At 72.0% G+C, this 17,472-nt stretch carries 15 protein-coding genes; 9 read left to right on the top strand and 6 right to left on the bottom strand.

Going from position 1 to position 17,472, the window contains the following annotated elements:
• Nucleotides 1-204 precede the first annotated feature (204 nt).
• The gene (locus SNA_RS31670; RefSeq protein WP_030064027.1) at nt 205-1,131 is read left to right on the top strand and encodes a proline dehydrogenase family protein; all 927 of its coding nucleotides are present in this window, start codon (nt 205-207) and stop codon (nt 1,129-1,131) included.
• Nucleotides 1,132-1,277: 146 nt separating this feature from the next.
• Entirely contained in the window at nt 1,278-2,909 is a 1,632-nt protein-coding gene (pruA, locus tag SNA_RS31665) for an L-glutamate gamma-semialdehyde dehydrogenase (RefSeq protein WP_030064028.1), read from the top strand.
• Nucleotides 2,910-2,977: 68 nt separating this feature from the next.
• Here the strand turns inward: pruA and SNA_RS31660 are convergent, their stop codons facing one another.
• The 4 genes from SNA_RS31660 to SNA_RS31645 form a co-directional block, all read right to left on the bottom strand.
• A complete protein-coding gene (locus SNA_RS31660) occupies nt 2,978-3,610 on the bottom strand; it encodes a Uma2 family endonuclease (protein WP_030064029.1) in 633 nt (210 codons plus the stop codon).
• 125 nt (nt 3,611-3,735) lie between these two features.
• A complete protein-coding gene (locus SNA_RS44870; protein WP_078970341.1) occupies nt 3,736-5,136 on the bottom strand; it encodes a lysophospholipid acyltransferase family protein in 1,401 nt (466 codons plus the stop codon).
• Nucleotides 5,136-6,041, bottom strand: a complete 906-nt coding sequence (locus SNA_RS31650) for a phosphatidate cytidylyltransferase (protein WP_044367903.1) — start codon at nt 6,039-6,041, stop codon at nt 5,136-5,138. The genes SNA_RS44870 and SNA_RS31650 overlap by 1 nt, the downstream gene beginning before the upstream one ends.
• Nucleotides 6,038-6,637 carry a CDP-alcohol phosphatidyltransferase family protein gene (locus SNA_RS31645; RefSeq protein ID WP_030064031.1) on the bottom strand — a complete coding sequence of 200 codons (600 nt, stop codon included), beginning with the start codon at nt 6,635-6,637 and terminating at the stop codon, nt 6,038-6,040. The genes SNA_RS31650 and SNA_RS31645 overlap by 4 nt, the downstream gene beginning before the upstream one ends.
• Before the next feature lie 394 nt (nt 6,638-7,031).
• Here SNA_RS31645 and SNA_RS44865 point away from each other — a divergent pair, with 394 nt between their 5' ends.
• Nucleotides 7,032-7,163, top strand: coding sequence for a hypothetical protein (locus SNA_RS44865; protein WP_104532118.1), 132 nt, complete (start codon nt 7,032-7,034; stop codon nt 7,161-7,163).
• A 43-nt stretch (nt 7,164-7,206) separates the two neighbouring features.
• Here SNA_RS44865 and SNA_RS31640 read toward each other — a convergent pair whose 3' ends face one another.
• Nucleotides 7,207-8,823 carry a purple acid phosphatase family protein gene (locus tag SNA_RS31640; RefSeq protein ID WP_044367901.1) on the bottom strand — a complete coding sequence of 539 codons (1,617 nt, stop codon included), beginning with the start codon at nt 8,821-8,823 and terminating at the stop codon, nt 7,207-7,209.
• Between the two features lie 141 nt (nt 8,824-8,964).
• Between SNA_RS31640 and SNA_RS31635 the strand changes: the two genes are divergently transcribed.
• Nucleotides 8,965-10,005, top strand: coding sequence for a 3-isopropylmalate dehydrogenase (locus tag SNA_RS31635; protein ID WP_030064033.1), 1,041 nt, complete (start codon nt 8,965-8,967; stop codon nt 10,003-10,005).
• 310 nt (nt 10,006-10,315) lie between these two features.
• Nucleotides 10,316-11,422 (top strand): branched-chain amino acid aminotransferase, encoded by a 1,107-nt coding sequence (locus SNA_RS31630; protein WP_030064034.1) that lies wholly within the window; start codon nt 10,316-10,318, stop codon nt 11,420-11,422.
• A gap of 78 nt (nt 11,423-11,500) precedes the next feature.
• Here SNA_RS31630 and SNA_RS31625 read toward each other — a convergent pair whose 3' ends face one another.
• On the bottom strand, nt 11,501-12,946 hold the full coding sequence (locus tag SNA_RS31625; protein ID WP_030064035.1) for a cytosine permease: 1,446 nt from the start codon (nt 12,944-12,946) through the stop codon (nt 11,501-11,503).
• 329 nt (nt 12,947-13,275) lie between these two features.
• On the opposite strand from SNA_RS31625, the gene ureA reads away from it, so the two are divergent.
• The 4 genes from ureA to SNA_RS31605 all read left to right on the top strand — a co-directional run bounded on the left by ureA (nt 13,276) and on the right by SNA_RS31605 (nt 17,440).
• On the top strand, nt 13,276-13,983 hold the full coding sequence (gene ureA / locus SNA_RS31620; protein WP_044367899.1) for an urease subunit gamma: 708 nt from the start codon (nt 13,276-13,278) through the stop codon (nt 13,981-13,983).
• A complete protein-coding gene (locus tag SNA_RS31615) occupies nt 13,980-15,674 on the top strand; it encodes an urease subunit alpha (RefSeq protein WP_030064036.1) in 1,695 nt (564 codons plus the stop codon). The genes ureA and SNA_RS31615 overlap by 4 nt, the downstream gene beginning before the upstream one ends.
• A gap of 73 nt (nt 15,675-15,747) precedes the next feature.
• Entirely contained in the window at nt 15,748-16,788 is a 1,041-nt protein-coding gene (locus tag SNA_RS31610; protein ID WP_030064037.1) for an agmatine deiminase family protein, read from the top strand.
• Nucleotides 16,789-16,825: 37 nt separating this feature from the next.
• The gene (locus tag SNA_RS31605; protein ID WP_030064038.1) at nt 16,826-17,440 is read left to right on the top strand and encodes a TetR/AcrR family transcriptional regulator; all 615 of its coding nucleotides are present in this window, start codon (nt 16,826-16,828) and stop codon (nt 17,438-17,440) included.
• Nucleotides 17,441-17,472: the final 32 nt, after the last annotated feature.

Raw genomic sequence — 17,472 nt, 5'->3', positions numbered from 1 at the left:
CCCTTTCACCGCATCCGCCGTCACTGCTGCCACTCACCCCCCATTCTCATACATCTGTCTGAGATCCCGGCCACGAAGGCGTGACAGCTGTCGATGGCCGGAAGATGGCGCGATCCTTAAGTTTCAGGTGGCTCATGTTGCTGCCGCGCGCTGCCGCCAAGGCGTCCGCCCCGGCATTTGTCATCCTGAACGTGGAGGTGCCCCATGCTGGGTCCCGTGCTTCTCGCCGCCTCGCGCAGCGACAGCATCCGCCGCCTCGTCGCGGCCGCTCCGGTCACCCGCCCTGTGGTGGACCGCTTCGTCGCAGGTGAGCGGCTGGCCGAGTCCATGACGGTGGTCCGGTCGCTGGCCGCCCGCGGCCTGGAGGTCACCCTGGACTTCCTCGGCGAGGACATCACCGACCCGGCCGAGGCGCTGCGCAACCGCGACGCCTACCTCCAGCTGGCCGAGGCCCTCAAGGAGCAGGGGCTCGGCACCAAGGCCGAGATGTCCGTCAAGCTGTCCGCCTTCGGCCAGGCCCTGCCCGGCGGCCACGAGCTGGCGCTGAAGAACATCACTCCGGTGGTCGAAGCCGCCGCCGAGGCAGGTACGACGGTGACCCTCGACATGGAGGACCACACCACCGTCGACTCCACCCTCGCCATCCTCGCCGAGCTGCGTGAGCGCTTCCCCCAGACGGGCGCCGTGGTGCAGTCCTATCTCTTCCGCACCGAGGACGACTGCCACGCCCTCGCCGGGGAAGGCTCCCGGGTGCGGCTGGTCAAGGGCGCGTACAAGGAGCCCGCGACCGTCGCCTACCAGGACAAACGCGAGGTCGACAAGGCGTATGTCCGCTGCCTGAAGATCCTGATGGCGGGCCAGGGCTACCCCATGATCGGCTCGCACGACCCGCGGATGGTCGCCATCGGCCAGGAGCTGGCGCTCCGCAACGGCCGCAAGCCCGGCGACTTCGAATTCCAGATGCTCTACGGCATCCGCGAGGCCGAGCAGCAGCGGCTGGTCGCCGAGGACCACCGCATGCGGGTCTACATCCCCTACGGCACCGACTGGTACGGCTACTTCATGCGCCGTCTGGCCGAGCGCCCCGCGAACCTGGCGTTCTTCTTGCGGTCCCTGGCGACCCGCGGCTGAACCGCCCCGAAACGTCCGGTCCGGGTGGATCCTGGAACCCCGGGCCGCACCACAGACCCCCCGTACGACGCCGTACGGAAACCGCCGATCGCTACAGCGAACGACCGCGAACTACAGCGAACGACTGCGAAGGAGACATGGCCGCCATGGACGCTGTGACCCAGGTCCCCGTGCCGGTGAACGAGCCGGTGCACACCTACGCCCCCGGCAGCCCCGAGCGGCAGCGGCTGGAGGCCAAGCTCAAGGAGCTGGCCGACAACCCGATCGAGCTGCCCATGACCATCGGCGGCGAGCGGCGGATGGGTGGCGGCGAGCGCTTCGACGTCGTCCAGCCGCACAACCACTCCGCCCGGCTCGGCACGTACGCCAACGCCACCGTCCAGGACGCCCAGGACGCGGTCGACGCCGCGCTGGCCGCCGCCCCCGCATGGCGTGCGCTGTCCTTCGACGACCGCGCCGCGATCATCCTGCGGGCCGCCGATCTGCTCTCCGGCCCCTGGCGCGAGACGATGGCCGCCGCCACCATGCTGGGTCAGTCCAAGACCGCCCAGCAGGCCGAGATCGACACCCCCTGCGAGCTGATCGACTTCTGGCGCTTCAATGTGCACTTCGCGCGCCAGATCCTCGCCGAGCAGCCGATGACCAACTCTCCCGGCGTGTGGAACCGCTCCGACCACCGCCCCCTGGAGGGCTTCGTCTACGCGATCACGCCCTTCAACTTCACTGCGATCGCCGGCAACCTCCCCACCGCCCCCGCCCTGATGGGCAACGTCGTGGTGTGGAAGCCCTCCCCGACCCAGACCTTCGCCGCGGTCCTGCTCATGCAGCTGCTGGAGGAGGCCGGGCTCCCCAAGGGCGTCATCAACCTCGTCACCGGTGACGGCAAGGACGTCTCCGAGGTGGCCCTGACCCACCCCGACCTGGCGGGCATCCACTTCACCGGTTCGACCAGGACCTTCCAGTACCTGTGGAAAACGGTCGGCACCCACATCGAGAACTACAAGACCTACCCGCGCCTCGTCGGCGAGACCGGCGGCAAGGACTTCATCGTCGCCCACCCGAGCGCCGACCGCGCCGTGCTCAAGACCGCCATGACCCGTGGCGCCTTCGAGTTCCAGGGCCAGAAGTGTTCCGCGGCCTCCCGCGCCTACGTCCCGGCCTCCCTGTGGAACGCGGGCTTCAAGGAGGAGTTCGCCGCCGAGGTCAACTCCCTGACCATGGGCGACGTCTCGGACCTGGCGAACTTCATGGGCGCCGTCATCGACGACCGCTCGTTCGCCAAGAACAAGGCGGCGATCGACCGGGCCCAGGCCGACCCGACCATCGAGGTCGTGGCCGGCGGCACCTACGACGACTCCGAGGGCTACTTCGTCCGCCCGACGGTCCTGGTCTCCACCGACCCGGAGAACGAGATCTTCAAGGACGAGTACTTCGGCCCGATCCTGGGCGTCTACGTCTACGACGACGCCGACTACGACGCCATGCTGGAGCAGATGGAGTCCGCCTCGGCCTACGGCCTGACCGGCTGCGTCATCGCCCAGGACCGCGCCGCGGCCGCCGCCACCTGCGAAAAGCTCCGCTTCGCGGCCGGCAACTTCTACATCAACGACAAGCCCACCGGCGCCGTCGTCGGCCAGCAGCCCTTCGGCGGCGGCCGCGCCTCCGGCACCAACGACAAGGCCGGCGCCAAGCAGAACCTGATGCGCTGGACGTCCACCCGCTCCATCAAGGAGACGCTGGTGCCGCCGACGGACTACCGCTACCCGCACATGGGCTGACGGCCCGTAGGCCCATGGCGGCCGGTGGCCCGGCACCTCACGGGGGTGCCGGGCCACCGGCTTTCGCGTCAGCGGGCGTGGCGGGGCAGGCCGGTGATGGACTCGCCGATGGTGAAGCCCTTGGCGGGGCCTTCGGGGATGGTGATGTCGGTGCCGTACGGCCGCCGCATCGAGTCGCCGTAGGTAGCTACTTCAGGCAAGGGGGAGGTGAGCACGGTGACGTGGCCATGGTCGTCGTAGTCGTCGATGATGACGTAGACGGGGATGCCGGCGCGGGCGTAGGCGCTGCGCTTGCGGACACGGTCGCGCAGCTTGTCGTCGTTACCGGGTGAGACGACCTCGACGATGAGCGGTACGGCGGATGCCTTGACTCCGATGCCGTCGTCGTTCATGTGCTCATCTGCACCTTCGAGCGTGATGAAAAGATCGGGGATCCAGATCTTGCGCTCGTGGACGACGTTCATGTCCTGGCGCGCGACGTACTCACTGTCGGCGAGGAACACCACCAGCCTGTCCCGCAGCAGGTTGGCGATCTGGCCGCGCGCATAGCGACCTGTGGGCGACACCTCGATGGACCCCTCGATGATCTCGGCGTGAAGGCCCTCGGGGAGTTCCATGGCTTTCCATGTCTCCCACAGATACTCGTCCCGGTCAGATTCAGGCATCGTGGCCTCCGGCGCCTCGTATGCGAGAGCGGTCATGGTGCAGCACCTCCTCCTTAAGTGTGGGCGGGCTCGGCCCCGTGGCACAAGCGACGCCGCCACGCTAGAGCCGGCATATGCCGCCAGCCTGCGAAAGCTCGACCGTTCACCCGTTCGTATGACGATTAGCTCCAGCTCGCAACGATCACTCCCAGCCCCACCGCGAACCCACCCCCCAACAGCGCCAGATACCCCGCGTACCACCGCCGCCACGGCCGCCCCACCGCTCCCAGTGCCGCGAACGCGAGGCCCACCGTCAGCGTCCGGCTGCCGCGGGCCTCGGCGGAGGCCAGGAACCAGTCGGGGGCGGGGACGTGGGCGCGGCCCGCCTCTGCCGCGTACACCTTGTACGGGATGCCGTCCCACGGCTGGTGGCTCACGGCCGAGGCGCCCTCGTGCGCGAGCTGACGGGTGACCTCGGCGCGCATCCGGTCCGTGGTGAGCGGGGCGGGCAAGTGGGTCCCGGTGGCGGCGAGTTGGAGGGCCAGGAGGCCGCCCGCGAGGCTGCCGGCCAGGGCTGTGAGGGTGAGGCGCAGCCCGGTGCGGGGTGCCGCCACGCAGGCGACGGCGAGGAAGAGTTCGGGCATCAGCGGCCAGCTGAGCGCCTCGGCGAAGGCCCAGGCGAAGGCGAGGGGGAGGCCGCATCGAGAGGCGACGACGGCGGCGGTGCGGCGGCGGAGACGGGAGTCGGGCAGCGGAGCGGCGGCCGCGCGGGAGGCCAGTAACCGGACGGCGTCGCGGGCGGCGGCCGGAGTGACCGGGCCGTACTGGGGCGCGCCGATGTGGACGCGCAGGTGGGTGCGGCGGAGCCTGCCGTGTTTGGGCAGGAGGCGGTCGGTGCCCGCCAGGCCCACCGGGACGACCGGGACGCCGGCCCGTTCGGCCAGCAGCAGGGCGCCCCGGCGGAAGTCGCCCACCGCGCCCTCGCGGCCGCGGGTGCCCTCGGGGAAGAGGACCACCGCGTGGCCCGCCCGCAGCGCGTCGGCCGTGCCCAGCAGGTCGTCGAACCCGCCGCCGGTACGCCGTACGGGAAAGCCCGCGGCCAGGCGGCGGCAGATGCGGCTGCGCCACGGGGTGGCGAACCAGTAGTCGGCGGCCGCGCCGATCAGCGGGGCGTGCCGGGCGTCGAGGGCGGCGAGCAGGGCCGCGGTGTCGCCGTGGGAGGAGTGGTTGGCGACGACCACGCAGCCGCCGCGGGGCAGTTGGCCGTGCCGGGTGACGCCGCCGGTGAGGGTGAGCGCGACGGTCCACAGGGCGCGGCGCAGCCAGGCGGCGGAGGTGGCGCGGCTTCCCGGGCCGCCCGGGTGCAGTCCTGCGCGGACGTCGGCGCGGACCGCGGCGCGGGCCCGGCGTCCCGTAGGCAGCGGGCGGCGACCGGTGAGCAGCGCGCGTCGCCCCGTGCGCACCTCACGGCGCCCGGCTCGCAGTCCGCGCCCGGCCCGCACCCCCTGGCGGCGGCCGCGGCCGAGCGGGCGCGTGGTGCGCCGCGCGCGCCGTCGGGACGTGCGGTGCGTCGGTCCGGTCATCAAAGCGTCACCACCATCGCCAGCGGCACCGCCACCAGCAGCGAGTCGATACGGTCCAGCAGCCCGCCGAAGCCGGGCAGCCAGCTGCCCGCGTCCTTCACCCCGGCCTCCCGCTTGACCATGGATTCGAGGAGATCGCCCAGGACGCAGCCGGCCAGCACGGCGCCCCACAGGGCGGGGGTGAACGCGCCGACGGCGGCCAGCGCACCGGCCGTTGCCGCCGCGGAGCCGAGCACCCCGGCCCAGGTCTTGTTCGGGGAGAGCGGCGAGAGCGGGCGGGCCAGGGCGCCGCGGCGGCCGAGCGCCGTACCGCCGCACCAGGCGCCCACATCGCCGAGCGCCACCGCGACGCCGACCGCGACGGCGGTGCCGCCGAGCAGGACGAGGCCGGTGAGGGCGAGCGGGATCCACAGCAGGCCGAAGGCGGCGCGGGCGGCACGGGCCGCGCCCGCGGTGTGGTCGCCGGAGAGCAGCGCGGGAAGCGCGGCGGCGAGCAGCAGCACCGGCATCAGCCGCAGATCCAGCGACTGCGGGCGCAGCCAGGCCAGCAGCGGGAGGGCGACGGCCGCGGCGGCGAGCACCCGGCGCTCGGCGCCCGCCGTGCCGCCGGGGGCCATCCGCCCGTACTCGGTCACGGCGACCAGCCCCAGCCCGGCCGCCAGCATCGCCGCGCCGGCCTCGCCGAAGAACAGCGGGCCCAGGAAGACGGGGGCGGCCAGCGCCCAGGTGCGCCAGCGGCGGCGCAGTTCGCGGCGCATCCGTACCCGGGCGGGCAGCGCGGCGACGGCCACCCCGCCCAGCCCCAGCACCCCGCCGACCACGGGCGCAACCCGGCCGACGGCCTCGCCGCCGGTCAGCAGGAGGCCGGGGGCCGGGCCGCCGAACGGGCCCAGGAGCGCGCTCATCGTCCGGCCCCGGCGGTGTCCCGGGCGCCCAACTCGCGCCACAGCCAGGCCAGTCGGAGGGCGGCCGTCAGGGCCGAACCGGCCGCGACGACGACCAGGACCGGGACCGCCCAGCCGGTCGCGGCGGCCACCGCCGCGAGCAGACAGCGTTCGGTCTTGCCCACCGGTCCGCCGTTACGGCGCGGCGCACCGGCCGCCGCGCCCGCCAGCGCCACCCAGGACGGCAGCGTCGCGGCGAGCGCGGCGAGCGCCACCAGCCACAGGGGGGCCAGGGGCAGAAAGCCGGCGAGGACCAGGAGGTCGGCGGCGCGGTCGCCGAGTTCGTTGAGGACCGTGCCGCGGCGGGTGCAGCGGCCGGTGTCGCGGGCCAGCGCGCCGTCGAGGTTCGCGAAGGCGAGCCGGGCCGCCAGCAGGGCGGTGACCGGGAGCGCGGCGAGCGGGGCCGGCAGCCAGGCGAGGGCCGCGGCGGCGCCGGCGGCGGCGAGGACACCGGCGGCCGTCAGCGCGTCGGGCGAGATCTCCCGGCGGGCCAGCGCGCCGCGGATGCCGCCGAGCCGGGCCGCGTACCAGGGCTTGAGTGCGTACAGGCCGTTCATGCCGCCACTTTGGCCGTGCAACCTCCGGCCGCGGGACGGTGTTCGTACTTATGTGCGGCACCTGGTGGTACTCAAACGGCGTAGACGGCGGCTGAGTATCCCTCAGCTCGTCCGCGCCGCCCCGTCGCCGCCCGCTCGCTGCGGGGCCGCGGCGTGGCGTCCGTCTCAGATAGTAGGAAGGCCAAGTAATTGTGCAGACATCACCGCCGAGCTGTCCTAGCTTTGTAGAAGCCGAACGTAGCGCTCCATCGAGCGCGGCGGATGCGGCCCGGTGCGTTCGTGCAGGTGACCCCTGCCGCGCCGCGGCCCCCGCCCCTTCCGGCCGTGTCTGCTTCGACGCACCCCTCAGGGCGCCGCGCGTGCCCATGGGGCCTTGGTATGGGAGACGTGAATCATGGCCGAGACCGCCGTCCGCAGGACCCGCCGCTCTGCCCGTACGACCAATGACGCCGACCGCCGCAACGCCGCGGCCGCCCTCCAGCGCGCCCTCGACCGCCGCGACAACGGCGGCGCCACCGGCCACTGAGCCCCCGGGCGCGCCTGGGCGCGCCCGGGGCCCGGCTCGCCGCTCAGGCCCGGCCGGCCGGGCGGGTGACCTCGAAGTGGTCGATGCGCTCGCCCGATTCGGCGAGCGCGCTGACCTTCATCCGGGGGCGGTGCCCCGGCTCCACCTCGACCGCGAGGAAGGAGAAGCCGGTGTAGCGCACCCGCGACCACTCCACCGTGTCCACGGCCTTGGTGCGGTCCTTGGTCCAGTGGTACGTCGTCACCTCGTCGAGGTCCTTGACGTGGCCCTCGTAGCTGTCCGGCGCGGGGAAGTCGTACAGCGCCTTGCCCGCGCCGCCGGCGGTGACGTAGACGATGCCGTCGCGCGAGGAGTCCACCCGCTCGCCGATGGGGACCTTCTTGGCCACCCGGCCGCCCTTGAGGGCGTCGGTGCGCTCATAGATGTGGTTGTGGCCGTTGATCACCAGGTCCACCTGGTGCTTGTCGAACAGCGGCAGCCAGGCGTCGCGCACCCCGCCGTCCGAGGCATGGGCGTTGGTGGTGGAGAAGGCGCAGTGGTGGAAGAAGACGACGAGGAAGTCGATGCCGTCCGTGGCGCGCAGTTCGCCCAGGCGGCGGTCCAGCCAGCGGGTCTGCCGGCCGCCGGTGTAGCCCTGGTTGGCCGGGATCTCGTAGGAGACGTCATTGGCGTCGAGGGCGATCACCGCGACATTGCCGTAGGTGAAGGAGTAGACCCCGGGGGCGTTCTCGGCGTCGGGGCCGTTGCCCGGCAGCGTCCAGCGGGCGTTCTGGCCGCCGTAGCCGTTGGGGGAGTACCACGCCTCCATGTCGTGGTTGCCGGTCGTCACCATCCACGGGACGGACTTGGCCACCGATTCGGTCTGCGCCAGGAACTGGTCCCAGACCCGGGCGTCATAGGTGTCGTGTTCGGTGCCCGAGCCGTCCGGGTCGGCGTAGCAGATGTCGCCCGCGTGCAGGTGGAAGGAGGGGTCCTGGCCGAGGATCAGCTGGTCGTTGGCGAGCGCGTGATAGCTGACGCCCTGATCGCCGAAGGCGGTGAAGACGAACGTCCCGGCGCGGGCCGGGGCCGTACGGAAGGTGCCGACGGTGCCGAAGTGGCGCGGGTCGGCCGGGTCGAAGCCGTCGTGGCCGACGCCGTAGTAGTACGTCGTCCCCGGGTTCAGCCCGTCGAGGGCGGCGTGCAGGTAGTACTGGTCGACGGCCGGCAGCTTCGCGGACAGCGCCGGGGTGTGCAGATCGCGCACCTCGGCCCCGATCTTGCGCCCCAGGTCCCAGGGCTTGAGGCCCACCCGCAGATACGGCCGCCGGACCGCGAACGGCACCTGCCAGGCCACCCGCATCTGGGTCCTGGGGTCGGCGCCGAAGGAGAGATGGCGGCCGAAGGGGGCGACCAGCGAGCCGTCGACGGCCGCGGTGGCCGGCGAGGAGAGCAGGGCGGGGGAGGCGGCCGCCGAACCGGCCGGCAGAGAGGCGCCCGCGATCGCGCCCGCGGTGGCGGCCGAGGTGCGCAGCAGACCGCGCCGGGTCAGCTTGGTCCGCAGATAGGCGTGCTGTTCGGGCATGCTCATCCGGGACGCGAGATGCTCCGGTATCCCCACGCGCGGCAGGTGCGAGGGCAGGGGGCCGGTGCCCTGGGAAGATCGGGAAGACGCTGTCATGGCGCCGACGGTCGCAGCGCCGGCCGTCCGGAACGGGTCGTACTGGTGAACGACAGCTGACCGGCTCCCCCTGCGGCTTCCCCGTTGTCCGCATGACGGACGTTACGTGTCAATCAATGGGACGGAGAGTAGGGTCCAGGCATGTCTCGCAGCATTCGCCTCGCAGTGATCCCCGGTGACGGTATCGGCCAGGAGGTCGTGGCCCAGGGCCTGAAGGTCCTGACCTCGGTACTCCCGCAGGACGTCAAGCTGGAAACCCAGGAGTACGACCTGGGGGCCAAGCGCTGGCACGCGACCGGCGAAACGCTTCCGGACGCGGAGCTGGAGTCGCTCAAGCAGCACGACGCGATCCTGCTCGGCGCGATCGGCGACCCGTCCGTCCCCTCCGGTGTGCTTGAGCGCGGTCTGCTGCTGAAGCTCCGCTTCGCCTTCGACCACTTCGTCAACCTGCGCCCCTCGAAGCTCTTCCCGAACACGAGCACCCCGCTCGCCGGCCGCCCCGACATCGACTTCGTCGTCGTCCGCGAGGGCACCGAGGGCCCCTACACCGGCAACGGCGGCTCGCTGCGCACCGGCACCCCCGCCGAGGTCGCCACCGAGGTCAGCCTGAACACCGCCTACGGTGTCGAGCGCGTGGTCCGCGACGCCTTCGAGCGCGCCAACGCCCGCCCCCGCAAGAAGCTGACGCTGGTCCACAAGAACAACGTGCTCGTGTACGCGGGCCACATGTGGAAGAACATCTTCGACCGGGTCGGCCGGGAGTACCCCGAGGTCACCACCGACTATCTGCACGTCGACGCCGCGACGATCTTCTTCGTCACCCAGCCCGAGCGCTTCGACGTGATCGTCACCGACAACCTCTTCGGCGACATCCTCACCGACCTCGCCGCGGCCGTCACCGGCGGCATCGGCCTGGCCGCCTCCGGGAACATCAACCCGACCGGCGAGTTCCCCTCGATGTTCGAGCCGGTGCACGGCTCCGCCCCGGACATCGCCGGCACCGGCAAGGCCGACCCGACGGCGACGATCCTGTCCGTGGCCCTGCTGCTGCGCCACCTCGGCTACGAGACCGAGGCCGCCCGTATCGAGCAGGCCGTGGCCGCCGACCTGGAGGCCCGGGACGGCAGCGCCCGCAGCACGGACGAGATCGGCGACGCCCTCGCCGCGCGAGTAGCGGGCTGAGGCCCGCGCACGCATCACGCAGCACCGACAGCGCCGGGCCCCGCAAGGGTCCGGCGCTGTCCGTTTTTCCCGGCCGCCCTCCCGCCCGGCCCGGTGCCCTGTGCTACCGCCGGGTTGGATGCGACCATCGGACCCATCGACCGCACACCCCTGGACGGCGGCGGACACCCCCGGGCGATAATCGGACGTGGGATCGCCGTCCGCGCGGAAACTCGGACGTCCCAGTAACGACCGGTACGTCAACATCACGCTCGTAAGCGGCCGGCCACCCACCGCACGGTGCGGAACACGCAGTGAAGGACACGCATTCATGACGACGCCCACGATCGAGCTCAAGCCCTCCGCCCATCCGCTCTCCGAAGCGGAGCGGCAGAAGATCCTCGCCGCCCCCGGCTTCGGCCGCCACTTCACCGACCACATGGTGACGATCAAGTGGACCGAGGGCCGCGGCTGGCACGACGGACAGCTCGTGCCGTACGGGCCGCTCTCCCTCGACCCGGCGACCAACGTCCTGCACTACGCGCAGGAGATCTTCGAGGGGCTCAAGGCCTACCGTCAGCCCGACGGCTCGGTCGCGATGTTCCGGCCGGACGCCAACGCCCGCCGCTTCCAGGCGTCCGCGCGCCGGCTGGCCATGCCGGAGCTGCCCGTCGAGACCTTCATCGAAGCCTGTGACGTGCTGGTTGAGCAGGACAAGGACTGGGTGCCGGCGCACGGCGGCGAGGAGTCGCTCTACCTGCGCCCGTTCATGATCGCGACCGAGGTGGGCCTGGGCGTGAAGCCCGCCAACGAGTACCTCTTCGTCGTCATCGCCTCGCCCGCCGGCGCCTACTTCGCCGGCGGCGTCCGGCCGGTCTCCATCTGGCTGTCCGAGAACCGCGTGCGCGCCGTCCCCGGCGGCATGGGCGACGCCAAGACCGGCGGCAACTACGCCGCCTCCCTGCTGGCCCAGGCCGAGGCCGCGGTGCACGGCTGCGACCAGGTCGCCTACCTCGACGCGGTGGAGCACAAGTGGGTCGAGGAACTCGGCGGGATGAACCTCTACTTCGTCTACGAGGACGCCGCGAACGGCACCACCAGGATCGTCACGCCCACCCTGACCGGCTCCCTGCTCGCCGGTGTCACCCGTGACTCGCTGCTCTCCGTCGCCCGCGACCTGGGCTACGCCTCGCAGGAGGCCCGCGTCTCCATCGACCAGTGGCGCGCCGACACCGGGAACGGCACCCTCACCGAGGTCTTCGCCTGCGGTACGGCCGCCGTGATCACCCCGGTCGGCACGGTCAAGAGCGCCGGCGGCGAGTGGACCCAGTCCGGCGGCGAGCCCGGCAAGGTCACGCTGCGGCTGCGCGAGGCGCTGCTGGACATCCAGCGGGGCATCGCCGAGGACACCCACGGCTGGATGCACCGCCTGGGCTGAGCCCCGGCGCCCCCGGACACGACGAAGGCCGCCCCCGACATCGCGTCGGGGGCGGCCTTCGGCCATGCCTGCGGCGGGTCAGCCGACCTCGGCCGGTGCCTCCGCGGGTGCGGCACCCGCGGTGGCGCGCAGCGCCGGGACCGGGCGCGGCTGCCGGGCGACGAGCGCCAGGTAGACGACGGCGGCCACGGCGGCGGCGAGCAGGAAGCTACAGTCGATACCGCCCGTGTAGGGCAGCAGCGGCCCGTTGTAGAAGGGCACGTCCACCGCCATCAGGCCGACCACGGAGCCGACCGCCCAGGCGACGGTGGCCTGGACGTTCCAGCCGGCCCGGAACCAGTACACGCCGCCGACCGTGCCGCGGTTGTAGACCTGGAGCGAGTCCGGGTCGTAGGTGCCGCGGCAGCGTACGAAGCCGATCACGGTGATGACCGCCCAGGGCGTGCCGATGGCGGTCATCAGCAGGACGAAGGACGTCATCGCGTCCTGCGCCTCCCACAGGAAGTGACCGGCGAAGACCAGCAGGGTCGAGAGCGCGGCGACGACATAGGTCGCCTGGGTGCGGGTGGCGCGCGGCAGGATCGCGTCCAGGTCCAGGCCCATGCTGTAGAGCATCAGACCGGAGTTGCCGACCGAGCCGGCCGAGGCGTTGACCAGCAGCAGCGCGAGGTACCAGAACGGCGCGCCGGCCACCAGCGGGCCCGCGTAGTCGGTGCCCGCGCCGACCGCGAGTGCGCTGAAGGTGCCGAAGAGCTGCGGCACCAGCAGGCCGAGCACCAGGCCGACATAGGTGGCGCCGAAGACCTTCTTCGAGCTGTGGCGGCGCGGCGAGATGTAGCGGCTGTAGTCGCCGAGCAGGGTGATGAAGGCGATCGGGCCGCTCAGGCCCGCGGAGACGGCGGACAGCAGCCAGGTCTGCCAGTAGCCGCCGAGCGCGTAGGGCACACCGTGCACGGCGGCGGCGCTGAAGTGGGGCAGGTAGGCGATCACACCGACCGCGAGCAGGATCGTCAGGCCGACGGTGAGCAGCTTGCTCAGCCGCAGCAGCACCTTGTAGCCGTAGACCGCGCCCACCGCGGTGGAGCCGGCCAGCACCGCGTAGACGACGGCGTACGAGGCGCCGCCGGTCGGCAGGCCGATGAGCCGGTGCAGTCCGCCGACCATCGCATCGCCGCCGACCCACAGGGTCAGCGCGGTGTAGCCGAGCGACAGCAGCAGGCCGATGACCGAGCCGATGAGCCGGCCGCGTACGCCGAAGAAGGCGCCGCTGCTGGTGGACAGGTTGGTCGCGCTGCGCAGCGAGACGAGCGCGAGCGGGGCCGTCAGCACGGCGCCGACGAGCGTGCCGGCGGCCAGGGAGGTGACCGAGCCCCAGAAGTCCAGACCGAAGGAGACGGGTAGCCAGCCGAAGATCACCACGCCGAGCGCGAGGTTCGAACCGAGCAGGATGGAGATGAGGTCGCGAGGTCCGCTGGTGCGTTCCTCGTCGGGAATCGTGTCGACTCCGCGTTGTTCGATCGGCATGAGGGCTCCCCTGAGAGGCCGGAACAGTGTGATTTCGGTGCTCGATGGCTGCGTGGTGCAGGGCTCCGTGAGCGGCGTACGCCCGGGGGTACGGGCGGTATCTGGTGATGTTCTGTGCGGCCATGTGGTGTGTACCGCTGCGGTGCTCTGGGCCGGGAGATCGGTGTAATGATCTTTGAGTGGCGTTCTATGTGACTCACCGAACGCCTCTGACTTAGAGCAGCGCTCAATGTGACTCATGAACGCGCCCCAGGTCAATGCTTTCCTCTTGAGTTTTTCGGAGTTAGAGTGGTGCTCTAATCAAGTCATCGAGCTGGAGGTGCGACGGGATGCGGCTGACCCCCACGGAACGCGACCGGCTGCTGCTCTTCAACGCGGCGCAGCTGGCGCGCTCGCGCCGCTCCCGCGGACTGAGGCTGAATGTGCCCGAGGCGACCGCGGTGATCGCGGACACAGTCTGCGAGGCGGCGCGGGACGGGCGCCGCCTCGCTCAGGCCATCGAGGCGGGCCGCAATGCGCTCGGCCCGGACGATGTGCTGCCCGGGGTGGCGGAGGTCATCGGCGATGTGATGGTCGAGGCCGTCTTCGACGACGGCTCCCGCCTCGCGGTGGTCAGCGACCCCATCGGCACGCTGACCGAGCCGGGCGACGCGGGGGGTGCGGGCCCCGCGCCCGGCGCCGTACTGCCCGGTCCGGCCGACCCCGAGCCGGTCCCCGCCGTCACCGTGACCGTGCACAACACCGCGAGCGTGCCGATCAGCGTCACGTCCCACTTCCACTTCTTCGAGGCCAACCCGCGCCTCGACTTCGACCGCGCCGCGGCCTACGGCATGCGGCTGTGCGTCCCGGCCGGCTCGTCCGAGCGCTTCGATGCGGGCGGCACCCACGAGGTCGGTCTGGTCCCCATCGGCGGCGCCCGGATCGCGATCGGCTTCGCCGGTCTGGTCGACGGCCCGCTCGATGCACCGGGGGCGAAAACCGAAGCGCTGCGGCGGGCCGCCGCATGCGGGTACCTGGGAGCGGAGGAGCAGGCATGACCGGCAGCATCGACCCGCACGAGTACGCCTCGGTGCACGGCCCGCGGGCCGGCGACCGGGTCGTCCTCGGGGACTCCGGCCTGGTTGTGCGGGTGGAGTCGGACTCCCAGAAGCACGGCGACGAATTCCTGGCCGGCTTCGGCAAGACGGCCCGCGACGGACTGCACCTCAAGGCCGCCTCGCTGCGCGAGACCTGCGACGTGGTGATCAGCAACGTCCTGGTCATCGACGCCGTCCAGGGCATCCGCAAAACGTCCATCGGCATCCGCGAGGGCCGCATCCACGCCATCGGCCGGGCCGGCAACCCCGACACTCTTGAGGGCGTCGAGGTCGTGGTCGGCACCGGCACGTCCATCGTCTCCGGCGAGGGCATGATCGCCACGGCGGGCGCCGTCGACACCCACGTCCATCTGCTCTCCCCGCGTGTGATGGAAGCGTCGCTGGCCTCCGGTGTGACCACCGTCATCGGCCAGGAATTCGGGCCCGTATGGGGCGTCGGCGTCAACAGCCCCTGGGCGCTCGGCCATGCCTTCGGCGCCTTCGACGCCTGGCCGGTCAACATCGGCTTCCTGGGCCGCGGCTCCTCCTCCGGCGAAGACCCCCTCGTCGAGGCGCTGGCCGAGGGCGGCGCCCTGGGCTTCAAGGTGCACGAGGACATGGGTGCGCACGCCCGCGCCCTGGACACCGCGCTGCGGGTCGCCGAGGAGCACGACGTCCAGGTCGCCCTGCACAGCGACGGCCTGAACGAATGCCTCTCCGTCGAGGACACCCTGCGCGTCCTGGACGGCCGCACCATCCACGCCTTCCACATCGAGGGCTGCGGCGGCGGACACGTACCGAACGTGCTGAAGATGGCGGGCGTGCCGAACGTCATCGGCTCGTCCACCAACCCCACCCTCCCCTTCGGGCGGGACGCGGTCGCCGAGCACTACGGCATGATCGTCTCGGTCCATGACCTCAAGACCGATCTGCCGGGCGACGCCGCCATGGCCCGCGACCGCATCCGGGCCGGCACGATGGGCGCCGAGGACGTCCTGCACGACCTCGGGGCGATCGGCATCACCTCCTCCGACGCCCAGGGCATGGGCCGCGCGGGCGAGACCGTACGCCGTACCTTCGCCATGGCCGGCAAGATGAAGGCCGAGCTCGGCCCGATGGACGGCGACGGCGCGCACGACGACAACGCCCGCGTCCTGCGCTATATCGCCAAGCTCACCATCAACCCCGCCATCGCCCACGGCCTCTCGCACGAGATCGGGTCGATCGAGGTCGGCAAGATGGCCGACATCGTGCTGTGGACGCCGCAGTACTTCGGCGCCAAACCGCAGCTGGTGCTCAAGTCCGGCTTCCCCGCCTACGGCGTCACCGGCGATCCGAACGCCGCCACCGACACCTGCGAACCGCTGGTGCTCGGCCCGCAGTTCGGCGCGTACGGCGCCACCCCCGCCGAGATCTCCGTCGCCTTCGTCGCGGGCGCCGCGGTGGCGCAGGGCAACGACGGCATGCCCACCCGCCGCCGCCGCGTCGCCGTCCGCGGCACCCGCGGCATCGGCCCCGGCGACCTCGTCCACAACTCCCGCGTCGGACAGGTGCAGGTGGACGGCAGCAGCGGACTGGTCACCCTCGACGGCGACCCGATGCGCTCCGACCCCGCCGACACGGTGTCCCTCTCGCGTCTGTACTTCCTGTGACCGCTGCACTTCCTGTGACCGCCGCCGGCCCGGCCGGCACCCCGCCTGACCCCCGCTCTCCCGAGGACCCCAGATGAACACTCCCGTCGCCGACGGCTTCTCCATGCCCCCCGAGTGGGCACCGCACGAGCGCACCTGGATGGCCTGGCCCGGCCCCAACTTCACCTTCGGCGAGGAAGGCGACGACACGCTGGCCGACGCCCGCCGGGCCTGGGCCGCCGTCGCCCGCGCGGTGCGCAGCTACGAGCCGGTCACCGTCGTCGCGGGCCCCGGCCAGCTGGAGGGCGCCCGCGCACTGCTCGGCGACGGCATCGAGCTGGTCGAGCGGGAGCTGAACGACGCCTGGATGCGCGACATCGGCCCCACCTTCCTCACCGACGGCAAGGGCAACCTCGCCGCCGCCGACTGGGTCTTCAACGGCTGGGGCGCCCAGGAGTGGGCCCGCTGGGAGCGCGACGAGAAGATGGCCGAGCAGGTCGCCGCCCTGGCCGGCGCCCGCCGCTACGCCACCGGCCTGGTCAACGAGGGCGGCGGCATCCATGTCGACGGCGAGGGCACCGTCCTGCTCACCGAGACCGTCCAGCTCGACCCAGGCCGGAACCCCGACCTCACGAAAGAGGAGGTCGAGGCGGAGATCCACGCCCACCTCGGCACCACCAAGGCCATCTGGCTGCCGCGCGGCCTCGCCGCCGACTACGGCCAGTTCGGCACCCGGGGCCATGTCGACATCGTCGCCGCCTTCGCCCGGCCCGGCGTCGTCATGGTCCACACCCAGCCCGACCCCGACCACCCCGACCACGCGATCTGCAACGAGATCGTCAAGCTGCTGCGCTCCGCCACCGACGCCAGGGGCCGTGAGCTGGAGGTCGTGGAGATCCCGGCCCCCACCGTCATCGAAGCGGACGGCGAGCTGGTCGACTACTCCTACATCAACCACCTGCAGTGCAACGACGGCATCGTGCTGTGCGCCTTCGACGACCCGCGTGACGAGGAAGCGGCCGCCATCTTCCGCCGGCTCTTCCCCGGCCGGACCGTGACCCTGGTGGACGCACGTACGATCTTCGCAGCGGGTGGCGGTATCCACTGCATCACCCAGCAGCAGCCGAAGGTCTGAGCCACACCAGATCCCGCCGTCCCCGGAGGTCCCCCTCGTGCCCGGTCCCGCGCCCGCGCGCCGTCCCCGGCGGCGGCTCAACCAGCCCCGCGAACAGGTGCTCGCCGCGGCGATGGCCACCATCGCCGCGGAGGGCCTGGACCGGCTGACCATGGCGGGCCTGGGCCGCGAGGTCGGGATGAGCAGCGGCCACATCCTGTACTACTTCGGCACCAAGGACGAGCTGCTCCTCCAGACCCTCCAGTGGAGCGAGGAGCAGCTCGGCACCGAACGCCGGGCCGCCCTCTCCCGCCGCGTCCCGGCCCGCGAACGCCTCGACGCCCTGGTCGACCTCTACCTTCCCCAGGGGCACCGCGACCCGCGCTGGACCCTGTGGCTGGAGGTCTGGAACCGCTCCCAGAACGCCGACGACGACGCCCGCGAACGCCAGCTGGACCTCGAACTGGCCTGGCACCGCGACCTCGTCGCCCTCCTGGTCGAGGGCGCCTCCAAGGGCGAGTTCAAGGCCGTCGACCCCGAACGCTTCGCCACCCGCACCCGCGCCCTCCTCGACGGCTTCGGCACCCACCTGGTGGTGGGCCTGCCGGGGACGAGCCGCGAGCTGGTGCGCCGCCATGTCGGCGAGTTCCTGGACGAGTCGCTCACTCCCTGAGCCGGACGGGGTTCCCCGATTTCCCTTGCCGA

The sequence above is a fragment of the Streptomyces natalensis ATCC 27448 genome (genome assembly GCF_000935125.1).
Classification (GTDB): domain Bacteria; phylum Actinomycetota; class Actinomycetes; order Streptomycetales; family Streptomycetaceae; genus Streptomyces; species Streptomyces natalensis.
Note: the sequence above shows the minus strand (reverse complement) of the source record. Positions and strands in the feature narration are given on the sequence as shown.

Excerpts from the sequence above, each read along its gene's own strand:
- SNA_RS31670 (WP_030064027.1), top strand. The coding sequence starts at position 205 with ATGCTGGGTCCCGTGCTTCTCGCCGCCTCGCGCAGCGACAGCATCCGC.
- pruA (WP_030064028.1), top strand. The coding sequence starts at position 1,278 with ATGGACGCTGTGACCCAGGTCCCCGTGCCGGTGAACGAGCCGGTGCAC.
- SNA_RS31660 (WP_030064029.1), bottom strand. The coding sequence starts at position 3,610 with ATGACCGCTCTCGCATACGAGGCGCCGGAGGCCACGATGCCTGAATCT.
- SNA_RS44870 (WP_078970341.1), bottom strand. The coding sequence starts at position 5,136 with ATGACCGGACCGACGCACCGCACGTCCCGACGGCGCGCGCGGCGCACC.
- SNA_RS31650 (WP_044367903.1), bottom strand. The coding sequence starts at position 6,041 with ATGAGCGCGCTCCTGGGCCCGTTCGGCGGCCCGGCCCCCGGCCTCCTG.
- SNA_RS31645 (WP_030064031.1), bottom strand. The coding sequence starts at position 6,637 with ATGAACGGCCTGTACGCACTCAAGCCCTGGTACGCGGCCCGGCTCGGC.
- SNA_RS44865 (WP_104532118.1), top strand. The coding sequence starts at position 7,032 with ATGGCCGAGACCGCCGTCCGCAGGACCCGCCGCTCTGCCCGTACGACC.
- SNA_RS31640 (WP_044367901.1), bottom strand. The coding sequence starts at position 8,823 with ATGACAGCGTCTTCCCGATCTTCCCAGGGCACCGGCCCCCTGCCCTCG.
- SNA_RS31635 (WP_030064033.1), top strand. The coding sequence starts at position 8,965 with ATGTCTCGCAGCATTCGCCTCGCAGTGATCCCCGGTGACGGTATCGGC.
- SNA_RS31630 (WP_030064034.1), top strand. The coding sequence starts at position 10,316 with ATGACGACGCCCACGATCGAGCTCAAGCCCTCCGCCCATCCGCTCTCC.
- SNA_RS31625 (WP_030064035.1), bottom strand. The coding sequence starts at position 12,946 with ATGCCGATCGAACAACGCGGAGTCGACACGATTCCCGACGAGGAACGC.
- ureA (WP_044367899.1), top strand. The coding sequence starts at position 13,276 with ATGCGGCTGACCCCCACGGAACGCGACCGGCTGCTGCTCTTCAACGCG.
- SNA_RS31615 (WP_030064036.1), top strand. The coding sequence starts at position 13,980 with ATGACCGGCAGCATCGACCCGCACGAGTACGCCTCGGTGCACGGCCCG.
- SNA_RS31610 (WP_030064037.1), top strand. The coding sequence starts at position 15,748 with ATGAACACTCCCGTCGCCGACGGCTTCTCCATGCCCCCCGAGTGGGCA.